This window comes from Ruegeria sp. F11 (assembly GCF_056533855.1).
Genome location: NZ_JBQFOW010000031.1, coordinates 1 through 12,207, shown reverse-complemented (window position 1 = coordinate 12,207; position 12,207 = coordinate 1). Strand labels below are relative to the sequence as shown.

The 12,207-nt window shown below is 60.0% G+C and carries 12 protein-coding genes; 5 read left to right on the top strand and 7 right to left on the bottom strand.

Features of this window, described 5'->3' with window-relative positions:
• Window positions 1-140 precede the first annotated feature (140 nt).
• Window positions 141-734: a TetR/AcrR family transcriptional regulator gene (locus ACR0NJ_RS21080; RefSeq protein WP_480819054.1), complete on the top strand. Its 594-nt coding sequence runs from the start codon at window positions 141-143 to the stop codon at window positions 732-734.
• Window positions 735-753: 19 nt separating this feature from the next.
• Here the strand turns inward: ACR0NJ_RS21080 and ACR0NJ_RS21075 are convergent, their stop codons facing one another.
• The 5 genes from ACR0NJ_RS21075 to ACR0NJ_RS21055 all read right to left on the bottom strand — a co-directional run bounded on the left by ACR0NJ_RS21075 (window position 754) and on the right by ACR0NJ_RS21055 (window position 5,201).
• Window positions 754-1,389, bottom strand: coding sequence for a DUF1826 domain-containing protein (locus ACR0NJ_RS21075; protein WP_480819053.1), 636 nt, complete (start codon window positions 1,387-1,389; stop codon window positions 754-756).
• Window positions 1,386-2,600, bottom strand: a complete 1,215-nt coding sequence (locus tag ACR0NJ_RS21070) for a GTP-binding protein (RefSeq protein WP_480819052.1) — start codon at window positions 2,598-2,600, stop codon at window positions 1,386-1,388. Before ACR0NJ_RS21070 ends, ACR0NJ_RS21075 begins: the two co-directional genes overlap by 4 nt.
• Window positions 2,601-2,771: 171 nt before the next feature.
• Window positions 2,772-3,938: an adenylate/guanylate cyclase domain-containing protein gene (locus tag ACR0NJ_RS21065; RefSeq protein WP_480819051.1), complete on the bottom strand. Its 1,167-nt coding sequence runs from the start codon at window positions 3,936-3,938 to the stop codon at window positions 2,772-2,774.
• A 112-nt stretch (window positions 3,939-4,050) separates the two neighbouring features.
• Complete coding sequence (locus ACR0NJ_RS21060; RefSeq protein ID WP_480819050.1) at window positions 4,051-4,653, bottom strand: NAD(P)H-dependent oxidoreductase; 603 nt, start codon at window positions 4,651-4,653, stop codon at window positions 4,051-4,053.
• A gap of 53 nt (window positions 4,654-4,706) precedes the next feature.
• Entirely contained in the window at window positions 4,707-5,201 is a 495-nt protein-coding gene (locus tag ACR0NJ_RS21055) for a nuclear transport factor 2 family protein (RefSeq protein ID WP_480819049.1), read from the bottom strand.
• A gap of 120 nt (window positions 5,202-5,321) precedes the next feature.
• Here ACR0NJ_RS21055 and ACR0NJ_RS21050 point away from each other — a divergent pair, with 120 nt between their 5' ends.
• The 4 genes from ACR0NJ_RS21050 to ACR0NJ_RS21035 all read left to right on the top strand — a co-directional run bounded on the left by ACR0NJ_RS21050 (window position 5,322) and on the right by ACR0NJ_RS21035 (window position 8,794).
• Window positions 5,322-6,209: a LysR family transcriptional regulator gene (locus ACR0NJ_RS21050; RefSeq protein WP_480819048.1), complete on the top strand. Its 888-nt coding sequence runs from the start codon at window positions 5,322-5,324 to the stop codon at window positions 6,207-6,209.
• A 60-nt stretch (window positions 6,210-6,269) separates the two neighbouring features.
• Window positions 6,270-7,157, top strand: a complete 888-nt coding sequence (locus ACR0NJ_RS21045) for a helix-turn-helix domain-containing protein (protein ID WP_480819047.1) — start codon at window positions 6,270-6,272, stop codon at window positions 7,155-7,157.
• Window positions 7,158-7,270: 113 nt separating this feature from the next.
• The gene (locus tag ACR0NJ_RS21040; RefSeq protein ID WP_480819046.1) at window positions 7,271-8,224 is read left to right on the top strand and encodes an alpha/beta hydrolase; all 954 of its coding nucleotides are present in this window, start codon (window positions 7,271-7,273) and stop codon (window positions 8,222-8,224) included.
• 60 nt (window positions 8,225-8,284) lie between these two features.
• Complete coding sequence (locus tag ACR0NJ_RS21035) at window positions 8,285-8,794, top strand: nuclear transport factor 2 family protein (protein WP_480819045.1); 510 nt, start codon at window positions 8,285-8,287, stop codon at window positions 8,792-8,794.
• Window positions 8,795-8,930: 136 nt separating this feature from the next.
• Here ACR0NJ_RS21035 and ACR0NJ_RS21030 read toward each other — a convergent pair whose 3' ends face one another.
• Window positions 8,931-10,910 (bottom strand): bifunctional 2',3'-cyclic-nucleotide 2'-phosphodiesterase/3'-nucleotidase, encoded by a 1,980-nt coding sequence (locus ACR0NJ_RS21030; RefSeq protein WP_480819044.1) that lies wholly within the window; start codon window positions 10,908-10,910, stop codon window positions 8,931-8,933.
• Between the two features lie 186 nt (window positions 10,911-11,096).
• A complete protein-coding gene (locus ACR0NJ_RS21025) occupies window positions 11,097-12,140 on the bottom strand; it encodes a glutathione S-transferase C-terminal domain-containing protein (RefSeq protein WP_480819043.1) in 1,044 nt (347 codons plus the stop codon).
• Between the last annotated feature and the right edge of the window lie 67 nt (window positions 12,141-12,207).

Sequence of the window (12,207 nt, the reverse complement as noted above, 5' to 3'; positions counted from 1 at the left end):
GGCGTCGGGTTGATGGCGGTCATGTCAGGTCTCCGGTTCAGGTGGGCCACACGGCATTTGCTGCCGCGCGTCCGCAATGCTATCCATGTGGATAGGAACTGATTACTATCCACATGGATAGAAAAAGCAAGGAGAAATCTGTGGCGCGCAAACGCAAGACGGATCACGACAGTGCAGTGGCAGGGGCGCTGGACCTGTTTTGGCGGCGGGGATATCACGGTGCCAGCACGCGAGAGCTTGAGCACGAGACGGGGCTCACCCGGTTCACGCTGCAAACCACCTATGGGGGGAAAGAGAAGTTTTTCCTAAAGACGCTGGACACTTATCTGGAAAACGCCGAGGCCCGGTATTTCCCTGATCCCGAAACCTATTCGCTGGATGATCTGGCCGGTTGGTTCCGGGGCATCGCCTCGGCCGAGCGGATGCCAAAGATCGAAGATGCGGGGTGCCTTGCCTTTAACTCGATCAGTTCATTCGACCGCTCTGACCCCGAGGTCAACGCGCGGATCGAGCGCTACCTGACCACGCTGGAGGGGCGGTTCGCGGCGATACTAAACCGGGCCAAGACAGACGGGGCCATCCGGTCCGAGGTTGACCCGGATGAGGCCGCACGGGTGCTGATCGGCCTTTTGCTGGGCCTTCATACGATCATGAAAGCCCGAACCACGGACCAGTTTCCGCAAAGCTACGCCGAGGCGGCGGTCGGGCTGATTGACGGCTGGAAAATACGGTAGCTTCGCGCAGCAAGGCCCGCTAGTCGACCTCATCCAGATCGAAAACAGGGTCAAGCACAAGGACCAGACGCGTTTCGCCAGTGCCCGCGATAGGCGGTGAACGGTGCAACAGGCCGGGTGATGGGGTTTGCGGCCAAAGCGTGCCGCGCATGATCATCGGGGCTCCGGTGGCGAGGGTGAAGACCCGTTTTGGCTCCTGACCATCACGCGATATTCCGTATTGCGTGCCGGTGCCCCGATAGGTGCAGATCAGGCGTGCGTGGATCGCGTCGATGTGGAATTTCCGGCAGGCGTTCGTGCTGATCGGGTCCAGACGAAGCCGCAGATAGGGCGCTCGCATGATATCGGCAAACCGGGTCGCCAGATCGGCGATATCGTTTTCCAGCCAGCTCCGGTGGGTTGTGTTTTCCATGGCTGCGATCTCGTACAGATGCTGAACCGCCTCGGGCACGGCCGTTGGACGCAGGATCAGACGCCCTTTGGGCAGGTGTGCCGGGTCGAGCGCATTGATCCATGCCTGAAAAGCCGAACCGATCTGGCGTCGCCAGATTGCAGCAGCGCATCCGGGCATTCCGATCCGGGCCAACCCTTCGGGCGTGTCGGCAATGCCAACACCGACGGCGGCGTTTTTGATTTCTGTGCGAACATAGCTCATGCGGCGTCCTCCACCCTGCGCCACAGCGGGAACGGATCCGGCAAGTCCGTCGGCAATGTGTCGGGGCCGGACGCGACGGTCTTTGGCAGCAAACAGTCATCCAGCCGCGATCTCAGTCGCGGCCAGTCAATGCCTGCGCCGATAAAGACCAGTTCCTGCCTTCGGTCACCCCAGGGCTCGGACCAGTGCTGTTTGATGTAGCTCAGCACCGAAGGGTGTTCCGGCCATCGCGTTTCGGGGACCGAGGCCCACCAGGTTCCGATCGGCTGGACGCTCGACAGCGCCCCGGCCAATGAGAATTCTGCAACCCATTGCGGCCGTGTTGCGATCCAGAAATGCCCTTTGGCCCGGATCACACCGGGCAGGTCGCCGTTCAAAAGGGCCAGAATCTTCTCGGGCTCAAAGGGCTGGCGGGCGCGGTACACAAAAGACGAGACACCGTATTCTTCGGTTTCCGGAACGTGGTCTGCAAAACCGTAAAGCTCTTTCGCCCACATTGGATGCTGGTGCGCTTTTTCGAAGTCAAAGAGGCTGGTGTTTAGAATGGCGTCGCTGGCGACCTGCGAATGGTTGGTTTCGATGATCCGGGCATCCGCGTTCAGGCTGCGGATGATCTTGCGCGCGGCATCGGTGCGTTCCGACCCCGCATCACCGACCTTGTTGAGAATGACCACATCGGCAAATTCGATCTGATCCGTCAGAAGGTGGACCAGGGTTCGCTCATCCTCGGCCCCCAGAGTTTCGCCCCGGTCGCGCAGGAAATCATGGCTGGAAAAGTCCTTGAGCAGATTTACCGCATCCACAACGGTCACCATCGTGTCCAGACGGGCGACATCTGACAGGCTGTTGCCGTCTTCGTCCCGAAAATCAAAGGTCGCGGCGACAGGCAAAGGTTCCGAGATGCCGGTGGATTCGATCAGCAGATAGTCGAACCGCCCTTCCGCAGCCAGCCGCCGCACTTCGGCCAGCAGATCATCGCGCAGGGTGCAGCAGATGCAGCCATTGGACATTTCCACCAGCGTCTCGTCGGTGCGGCTAAGCTCGGTTTCCGCGCGCACGAGGTCGGCGTCGATATTCACTTCGGACATGTCATTGACGATGACGGCAACGCGCCGACCTTCGCGGTTGTTCAGAACGCGGTTCAAAAGGGTGGTTTTACCAGCCCCAAGAAAGCCGGACAGGACGGTAACGGGAAGACGGGTATCGGTCATGGCTGGGGGATATCTCGCTTTTTCTGGGCGGTTGGTCCTTTGATTTGCAACGTGATATCATAACATTCCGAAGAAACACAAGCCGGTTGCGCGATGCGTTCGGCGATCTGGCTCGGACAGTATGTCGTCACCGATACGGCTGAACCAAGCGTTTTCAGCAGACCGATGAAATCACCAATAGTTTGATAAGACTTTGAACACTTCAATATCGGCGCGCAGGCCTCGGATGGAATGGCGGCCGACGGACTGGGCGTCATCGGTCATATGCTGCGCGACGCTCTGGGTTACGAGCACCTTTTCGCCCAGCAGTTTACACAGGTCCTGAACGCGGCTGGCCACGTTCACGGCCTGACCGACGACAGTGAAATCCAGGCGGTCGGGGCTGCCGATGTTGCCATAGGTGACCTCGCCGAAATCAATGCCGATTACGAATTCTATGGCCTCCAGGCCTTTGTCTGCGGCGGTGTCGTTGTAGGTGCGCAGGTTGGCCAAGGCTTGGTGCGCCGCCCGAACCGCCGCCAAGCAAGAGGTCTGGGCACTGTCATCCACATCAAAAACGGCCAGAATGCCGTCGCCCATGAACTTGAGCACATCGCCGCCCTGATCCTGAATGGGGGACACGACCATCTCGAAATACTCTCCCATCATGGCAAGCAAGTCAGCCTCGGGCCAGGTTTGGGCCTTTTCGGTGAAGCCGCGCAGATCGGCGAACAGGATGGCAGCGGTGACGGTCTTGTGTTCCCCGCGTTTGATATGCCCCTGACCGATTTCCTCGGCAGGGCCATGACCCAGATAAGTTTGCAGCAGGCTCTTTTGCGACTGACGCATCGCGATGGGCTCCAGGGCAGCGGCAAGCGCGTAGCGTGTGTCTTCGATGTACCGGACATGCTGGTCCGAAAACCCCGCCGCCGCGTTCGAGGTGTAACTGGTGCCCTGAACCGATCCGTTGCCATGCTCCAGCGGGATGGCCAGAAAGTCGGTGGCCCCTGTCTCGGCAAGCTCGGCATAGACCGGATGTTCCGCCGTCAGGTCGATATCGGTCAGGCGTTTGCGCAAGGGGCGCCGCTGGGTGACCACATATTCAAACGGGCTGCCGTGCCAGGCGCTGGTTGCCAGAACCGTTGTCGCCACGGTGTAGCGGCGGGTTTCTTCAGGTGTCCAGATGATGCCCCAGGCGCTGAGCAGCGGGTTGGAGTAATTCTGCGCAATGCGTGCGCGGGACAAGGGCACCCCAAGCTGCACCAGACCCTCGCAATAGCCCTGGACGATTTGCGTTTCATCGCCAAGCAAGCGGCCTTGGGAAATCAGCCAATGGGTCAGGTCATCAATCTGGGTCACGGTGTTCTCGCAATCTGCTTCCGCACCGGCATTCTACCGATCACAGGCCGCGAAAGAACCCGCGCCGGACTGCAGGCTTGCAGTTTTCGATCCGGCGCGGGACAGGTGGGCGTTAGCTGACCGCCGCCGCAAGGGTGGGATCATCTTCCAATTGCTTGAGCAAGCGCGATTGTCTGACTTGGGGGTCTAGTTCGGGATCACTCAGATAGGCCAGCATACGGGGCACGCTTTCGTCGATCTGTTCCAGGGTCGCCACCGCCATCCCATGCGCCACGAAGGGCCGCAGATAGGTCATCCCCGACAGGTTCGCCGTTTGCTGAAACGGTTTCAGAAACTCGGCCATGGTAAAGTTGTTGTAGCCGCCCGCGTGATAGCTGTGCTCGGGCCCGCCGGTCGAGACAAGGATCAGCAATTCGCGCCCTTTCAGTTGATCGCCGCCCGGACCGTAGGCAAAGCCGTAACTCAGGACCTGATCCATCCAGGCTTTCATCACCGGGGGTGCCGAATACCAGTAGAAGGGAAACTGAAACACGATCCGGTCATGCGCCAGCAAGAGCGCCTGTTCAGTTTCGATGTCAAAGCGCATTTCGCTGCCGCCAATGGCGGTCAGATCGCGCGTCGTTACGTTGGATGCATCAGACAGGGCGTCGAACCAGGCGCGGTTGATCCGCGATTTGCTCAGGTCCGGATGAGCGGTGAGAACGAGGGTTTTCATGTATTAGCCTCTTGCAGGAATGTTGCGGAATAATGGGTGAACAGCCGGCCGGGTTAATCGGCCAGCCGTTCAGGCACCGGGGCCAGCGAGTATTGGGACCAGAAAAACGTGTTGGCCGCGTCCTGATCGGCGGACAGGTTGGTCGCCTCGACGATCTTGCCATCCTCGATCCGGTAGACCAGCGCCCATGTCGTATCGACATTCGGCTTGCCATCGGCGTTCGACCAGCCACGGTGGATATCGACCACATGGGTCTCGTCCGCGCCGAAATAGATGGGTTCGGCCTGAAACCCCGCGACGCCCAGTTGTTCGAAAAAGGCCAGCACTTCGTCCCGACCAGTCTTGGTGCCAGACAGGGGGTGGCGGCCGGGGATGTGCCATTTGACGTTCTCGTCCATCACCGCTGCGATGCCGTCCAGATCGTTGGCGCCATAGGCGGCAAAGAAATCCTGCACGACCTTGATATTGTCTTCGGGGGATGCGGCCAGGGCGGTCTCTCCTGCGATCAGAGCGGCGGTGAGGGCAGCAATTTTGGTCAGAGTGTGCATCTTGTGTCCTCCTGAATATGTGGTGACACAAAGGTAATAATCTCGACTAAGCGCGATAATTCACCCTGTAAGCACTACTTTCATGTATGATATCGATTAATTGAGCTATTCGAGGACAGGATGCGCCTGCCACTTGCCACGCTTGAAATCTTTACCGCCATCGCGCGCCACGGGTCTTTGCGTGCTGCGGCCGAGGCGCTGGGTATCAAGCCCTCGACCGTCAGCCACCAGTTGAAAGCACTGGAAGAGCAGTTGGGCACCGCGCTCTTCATTCGCACAACGCGATCCATCAGTCTGACCGAAGCCGGGCGCGCCCTGATCCGTGGCGCGGGGCCCGCCTTTGATCAACTGTCCGAGGCCGTGGAAAGCGCGCGCAGCACCGGTCACGCCGCGCGCGGTACGTTGAAGCTGGCAATGCCGGAATTTGCCTATCACCTCTATGTCGGTCCGATCCTCAAGGGCTTTTGCGCCGAATATCCCGAGATCGAGTTGGAACTGTCCCTGACCGATGCGCTATCGGATATTCTGGGCGAGGAACTGCATGCCGGGTTCCGTTTGGGGGACCGCGTGGCACAAGACATGGTGGCGGTGCGGCTGACACAGCCGTTGCCTGTGACCGTTGTGGCCAGCCCGGACTACCTGTCGACCCGAGGGGTTCCGGAAACGCCGCGAGACCTGCTGGGGCATAACTGCATCCGCTACAGGTTCCCGTCCTCGGGCCAGATTGCGCCGTGGAGCTTTCAATCGAGCGAGGGGGAGTACTCCGTCGATGTTCAGGGCAATCTGATCGCAAACGCCCTTCCAGCCTCGGTCGATCTGGCTAAGCGAGGGCTTGGGCTGGTCTATACGTTCAGCGCCTATGTCGCCCCGCAGATTGCTTCGGGAGAGTTGCAACCGGTTCTGAACGATCATTTGGGCCCGACCCCCGGTATTTTCATGTATTTCCCGCGTGAATACCGGTCGATGATGCCGCTCAGGCTGTTCATCGACCATATCAAGCGCCGGTAAAGCGTTTGACCCTGTGCGTGCAGACCCCACATATCGACTATTGCCAGCCGGAGCCGCTCATTGCCCCTAAGATACGCTGATATCTATCCGTCAGAGCCTTTGCTCAACAGCGATGCGATGCAGCGTCCTTCGGCGGCGGGGTTGATGTCCGTGCGGTATTTTCGGGCCGAACCTGATCGGATGCCGGAAGAGGTGTTTTCGGAACACCACGTCCTTCTGAACCTGCAGGAAAAGGGGCATCGTGTTCAAAACTGGCGCGACGGCACGCTGCGGGATTTCACCTTTTGCAAGGACGAGGTCATCGTGACCCCGGCAGGCATGCGGTCGGGGTGGCGGTGGTACGGCCAGTCCGATGTGATCGTGATCACCTTGCATCCAGACAAGGTCCAGCGCTTTGCGCAGTCCGAGCTTGGCATGCTGCTGGCCCCGGAACAGTTTCACGACCAGCCGCAGTTTTCTGATCCTGACCTATGCGCTGCGGGAGTTATTCTGCGCGACGCGCTTGCGACCGACGATATGTCCTCGGCGGTGATGTTCGAAGCCATGAGCCGGGTGTTTCTGGTCAAACTGCTGCAGAAATACGGCAAACGCCGCGCGGAAGAGGTTGAACTGTCGGCGCGCTTTACCTCGCAGCACTATCAACGGGTGCTTGCCTATGTGCAGGACCGTTTGGATCAGACGATCACCGTCGATCAGATGGCCTCTGAGGCGGGCATGAGCCCCTCGCATTTCGCGCGGGTGTTCAAGGAAACGCTGGGCTCGACCCCTATGCAATATGTCATGGCCTACCGGGTCGAGCAGGCGATGAAGATGATCGAGGACCCTGCGCGCCCTCTGGGGGATATCGCCTTGGCCTGCGGGTTCTCGGATCAGGCGCATTTTACGCGCAGTTTCAAACAGGTGGTGGGCCAGACCCCGCGCGCGTTCCGTGCAGCGCGGGCTCTCTGAAGCAGAATCTTTCAAAAACACGGCAGTCCGGTGCAAGTTTCCCTGCCGCCTACAGCGTATCTCGGGTGTCATCGGGCTTGTGCCCATCCAGACAGATTTTGGGAGATACCGCTATGAACACCCTCGCTACGACCACCGCCGCCGCCTTGATGGCATCGACAGCCGCCGTCGCGCAGGTTGAAACCCGCAGCGTCACCTTCGAGAACGAAGGCGCGACCCTGTCCGGCACGCTGTACCTGCCGGAGGAGCGCGGGGCCGAGCCGCTGCCGACCGTTGTCGTAACCGGGGCATGGACCTCGGTTCAGGAACAGATGCCCGCCAACTATGCGCGTGAGATGGCCGAACGCGGCTTTGCTGCCTTCACCTTCGATTTCCGTGGCTGGGGCAAATCGGGCGATCTGCCGAACAACGTGCGTTTCGTTGAAAGCCCCGAGGCCAAGACATCGGACATCAAAGCAGCAATCGATTTCGTCGCGACCCTGCCCGAAGTGGACGCCGATCACATCAACGGTTTGGGGATCTGTGCCTCGGCCGGGTACATGGTCGATGCGGTGTCGGGCAACCCACTGGTTCAGCGGCTGGGTCTGGTTGCACCGTGGTTGCAGAACGCCGAGATCGTCGAGGCGGTCTATGGCGGCGCTGACGGTGTCGCCGGGCTGATCGAGGTCTCCCACGCTGCCGAGGCCGCAGGGGGTCAGATCATCCCCGCCGCCGGTCCCGAGGGGGCCGAGGGCGTGCTGATGCCAATCGGTGGATACTACTACGAGGCCGACCGCGGCGCGATCCCGGAATATGACGACAAGTGGAACAATGCGGGCTGGGAAGGCTGGCTGACCTATCACCCTGCCGACGATCCGCAACGTTTGGATAAGCCGCTGGCCATTGTGCATTCGGAAAGCGCGGCGATCCCGCAGGGCGTACAGACCTTCCTTGCCGGTTTCGCAGGTGATGCGACCGCGCAATGGCTGGAGGATGTCACGCAGTTCGACTTCTACGACAACCCCGAGGATGTGACCCGCGCGGCGGATACCGTCGCTGACCACTTCCGCGCCGGTTCGAGCAACTAAGCCCTGTCCGGACGCCGAGCAATCGTCCGGCGTCCGCCCTCATCTATTCGGAGCATCCTTATGCCTAGAAAACTCGCATCGACCCTTGCGGTCGTCTCGATGATCGGAACCGCAGCTTTTGCCGAGCAGCAGGCAGGCATCTCGACCGCAATCACCGATATCGCGGCGGGCGCGGATCGCCATGACTGGACCCGCGTGCGCGGTGCCTTCGCCGATACCGTCACGACGGATTACACCAGCCTCTGGGGCGGCGACCCGGTCACACAACCCGCTGACGAGCTTGTGGCAGGTTGGTCCGCCTTTCTGCCCGGTTTCGATGCAACGCACCATATGGTGGCCAATCACACGGTAACCTCTCTGTCCGATATATCCGCCACAGCGCAGGCCGATTTCACGGCAACCCACCGTCTTGACGATGGCTTGTGGGTTCTGGGCGGGCGCTATGATTATGAGCTTGAGAAATCGGACGACCGCTGGGTTGTCACGTCGATGACAATGACCGCCCTGTGGGAAACCGGCGATCGGGGTCTTGTCGCCATCGCTGGCCAGCGCGCGGCTGAAGCGAATTGACAAGTAAGACAGTGACCGGAGCCTATCGCGGTATTCGTTCCGCGTCCGGTTTGGGCTGCGAAAACAACTCGGCATAAGCCCGCCACTGGTTTCATCCGGTGGCGGGCTTTTCTGACGAAGGTGCCGATCTATCGGATCAGAGCTTGATCCGGAACGCGGCGAAACCGTCTGCGCCGTCTCCGGCTTCCTCGATCGAGACCCCTTTGACGTCTTCCATATAGTCCCGCGCCTTTGGGCCGGTTTCGAACAATACGGTCGTGTCCGCAAGCGGAGCGAAGGACCAGTTGGCGTCTGCTTTCGGGTCGATTGTACCTTGCTCGACAATATAGCGTACGATGACGTCCCGGTTGGTGTCGGGGGCTTCAAACACAACCGTGTCTCCCAACGCACCCGGGAAAGAGCCGCCGCCAGAGGCGCGGTAGTTGTTGGTGGCGATGATGAACTCCATGTCATCCGTGACCGGTGCGCCATTGAAGGCAAGGTTCACGATCCGGGCGGCATCGGGGTTGATCTCTTCGCCCTTTGGGCCGAAGCGGGAAGGCTGGGACAGGTCGATCTGATAGGTCACACCGTCCATCACATCGAAGTTGTAGGACGGGAAGTCCGGGTTCAGCAGAATTGCGTCGGTCGAGCCTGCCTCGACCTGATTGAACATACCGGCGGACCGTTCCAGCCAGCCGCGAACCTGCGCCCCGTTCACGCGAACCGCGCGCACGGTGTTGGGGTACAGATACAGGTCGGCCACGTTCTTGATGGCAACATCCCCAACCGGAACATCGGTGTAGTAGTCCGGGCCGCCACGGCCACCGGCCTTGAAGGGCGCGGCCGCCGACAGGATCGGCAGCGCTTCGTGCTCGGTGCCTTTCAGCATCTCCGCGACATACCATTTCTGTGCGATCGACACGATCTGCACTGACGGATCATCGGCGACCAGTGCGAAATAGCTGTGCAACGGGGCCGAAGTTTTGCCAACCGCGCGACGGACATAGGCGAGCGTCTCGTCATGGTCCTTTGCAACCGAGTCGAGCACCCGCTGATCATCCCCGACCAGCGCGGTTACCGAGCGATCTTCGTTGCGCTTGGAAATCGGGCGCGCCTCGGACGTTGTCGTGACTACGCGCCACGCGGTCCCGTCCCGCTCCAGCAGCAGGTCGAGCAGACCAAGATGTGAACCCCAGAAGCCGCCCATGACAGCGGGTTTGCCCATCAAAGTGCCCTTTTCCACATCGATGCCCGGACGGTCGGCAAAAGTGGGGGACGGGAAAACGAGGTGGTTGTGACCTGTAACCAGCGCGTCGATCCCGTCGACGCCTGCCAAAACGACCGACGCGTTTTCCATGCCTTCTGCGTGGCTGGCATCCCCAATCCCTGAATGCGACAGGGCGATGATCAGGTCACAGCCCTGTTCCTGCATCTCGGGCACATAGGCCTGAGCGGTCTCGATAATGTCGCGGGCTTCGACATTGCCGTCCAGATGCTTGCGATCCCAATTCATGACCTGCGGGGGTGTGAAACCGATAACGCCGATTTTGATCGGATGTTGGGTGCCGTCGCCCATTTCAATCTCGCGGTCGAGAATGGCGTAGGGCGGCACCAGGGTCTTGTCGTCGCGCGGGTTTGCGCCTTTCTGTTTTGCCACATTCGCCAGAACCACCGGGAACTCGGCCCCGGCCAGCGCTTTGTCCAGGAAATCCAGACCGTAATTGAATTCGTGATTGCCCAGCGTGGCCGCATCGTAACCGACCGTGTTGAACGCGGTGATGATCGGGTGGCTGTCCCCGTCCTTCATGCCGCGCTCATAAGCGATGTAGTCGCCCATCGGATTGCCCTGCAGGAAGTCGCCATTGTCAACCAAGAGCGAATTCGTCGCCTCGGACCGGATCTCATTGATGATCGAGGCCGTGCGGGACAGGCCCACCGTGTCGCGGGGTTTGTCTGCATAGTAATCGTAGGGGAAGACGTGGACATGGATGTCGGTGGTTTCCATGATCCGCAAATGTGCCTGGTTGTTGGCCGCTGCAGCCGAGAATGGATGCAATGTGATGGCCGCGACGCTGGCGGTAGATGTTGCGAGAAACTGGCGACGCGAAACGGAAAAGCGGTCGGAGAAAGACATGGGCTACCTTTCTGGTTGGTGATTAACGCCAAATGTGCCAGCTTTTCTCAACACCCGTGTGACGAAGGGATACGGCACATCTGACGTGGTGTTTGTCGGCTGGAACAGGAGCCAGCATACTGCAAATTCACGCGCGCGCTAAGGTCCGGCGCGACCTGAACTGCCATTCTACAGGTCCCAACAAGACTATTCGGGTATATTTCGGTCGCGCATCGCCAATTCCGGATGCGCATAGGCCTGGGGGTATTCCATGGGCTCGAAGGGACCCAAGGGTATGACTCCGTTCCAGCTGCGCCCGAAATACCCCTGCCGGCAATGGTCCAGAGAGCTGCTCTGAGCAACGCCGGGTAGGCTGTGAACACGGCACAGCCAGCGCCACAGGTGGGGGTAGTCAAGGACCCTGGCACCGTTCAGCTTCATACGCAGATAGTAGACCGGATCATGCCGATACAACGTCGGAAAAAGGCGCAGGTCGGCTTCGGAAAAGGTCTTGCCGGTCAGAAACGGGCGTTCATCTTTGGCAAGATGCGCTTCAAGCCAGGACAGAGCTTCAAAATATGCGGTGAACGCGTTGGAATAGACGGCCTGATCCGAGGAAAACCCGGCTTTGTATGCGCCATTGTTGATGGTGACGTAGATCCGTTCATTCAGCGCGTCGATCTCACGTCGAAGGGTCGGATCGTCGGGGTAGAGCCTCGGCCGCAAGGGTTCGGTTTTCGGACGGCCCAATGCGGTGACATGGGCATCCAGCATGCGAATGATCTCGGCGCTTTCGTTGTTGACGATGCGGTTTGTCTTTTTGTCGTAGAGTATCGGAACCGAACGTTCGTCCGCGCCTTCTGCGCGGTAGATGTCACGGACCAGCCTGAAACCCTGACCTGTGCCGGTTTCAGCCGTGCATTCCGGCAAGACGGTGCCGGTCAGCGCTGCCACTTTGTCAGGTGCGAACTGCCAGTGATTGGGGCCGTCAGGATCGTCCTCGCCCGTGCGGTTCGGAAAAAGCACGTCCATCGAGATGCCGTGCTGCAAGCCCAGCACATTGCGGGCCAAGGTCACGCGGTGACACCAGGGACAGTTCAGGGCGACAAACAGGTGATAGCGTCCGGATTCAGGCGGGAAATCCGGATCGCCGATTGCGTTTCTGAAACCGCTGACGCCACGCACGAACTCTCCGCGAGCGCGGCGCGCTTTTGCGTGGGACTGATCTTCCTGTTTCGAACGGTCGGTCATTCGGATGCCTTTAGACCCATGTCGTCTGGCATGTCCGAAACGCGATTGCGGTCATCCGGCGTTTCCT

Coding starts and splice junctions, on each gene's coding strand:
- ACR0NJ_RS21050 (WP_480819048.1), top strand. CDS start 5,322: ATGCGCCTGCCACTTGCCACGCTTGAAATCTTTACCGCCATCGCGCGC.
- ACR0NJ_RS21070 (WP_480819052.1), bottom strand. CDS start 2,600: ATGACCGATACCCGTCTTCCCGTTACCGTCCTGTCCGGCTTTCTTGGG.
- ACR0NJ_RS21040 (WP_480819046.1), top strand. CDS start 7,271: ATGAACACCCTCGCTACGACCACCGCCGCCGCCTTGATGGCATCGACA.
- ACR0NJ_RS21025 (WP_480819043.1), bottom strand. CDS start 12,140: ATGACCGACCGTTCGAAACAGGAAGATCAGTCCCACGCAAAAGCGCGC.
- ACR0NJ_RS21075 (WP_480819053.1), bottom strand. CDS start 1,389: ATGAGCTATGTTCGCACAGAAATCAAAAACGCCGCCGTCGGTGTTGGC.
- ACR0NJ_RS21060 (WP_480819050.1), bottom strand. CDS start 4,653: ATGAAAACCCTCGTTCTCACCGCTCATCCGGACCTGAGCAAATCGCGG.
- ACR0NJ_RS21055 (WP_480819049.1), bottom strand. CDS start 5,201: ATGCACACTCTGACCAAAATTGCTGCCCTCACCGCCGCTCTGATCGCA.
- ACR0NJ_RS21035 (WP_480819045.1), top strand. CDS start 8,285: ATGCCTAGAAAACTCGCATCGACCCTTGCGGTCGTCTCGATGATCGGA.
- ACR0NJ_RS21030 (WP_480819044.1), bottom strand. CDS start 10,910: ATGTCTTTCTCCGACCGCTTTTCCGTTTCGCGTCGCCAGTTTCTCGCA.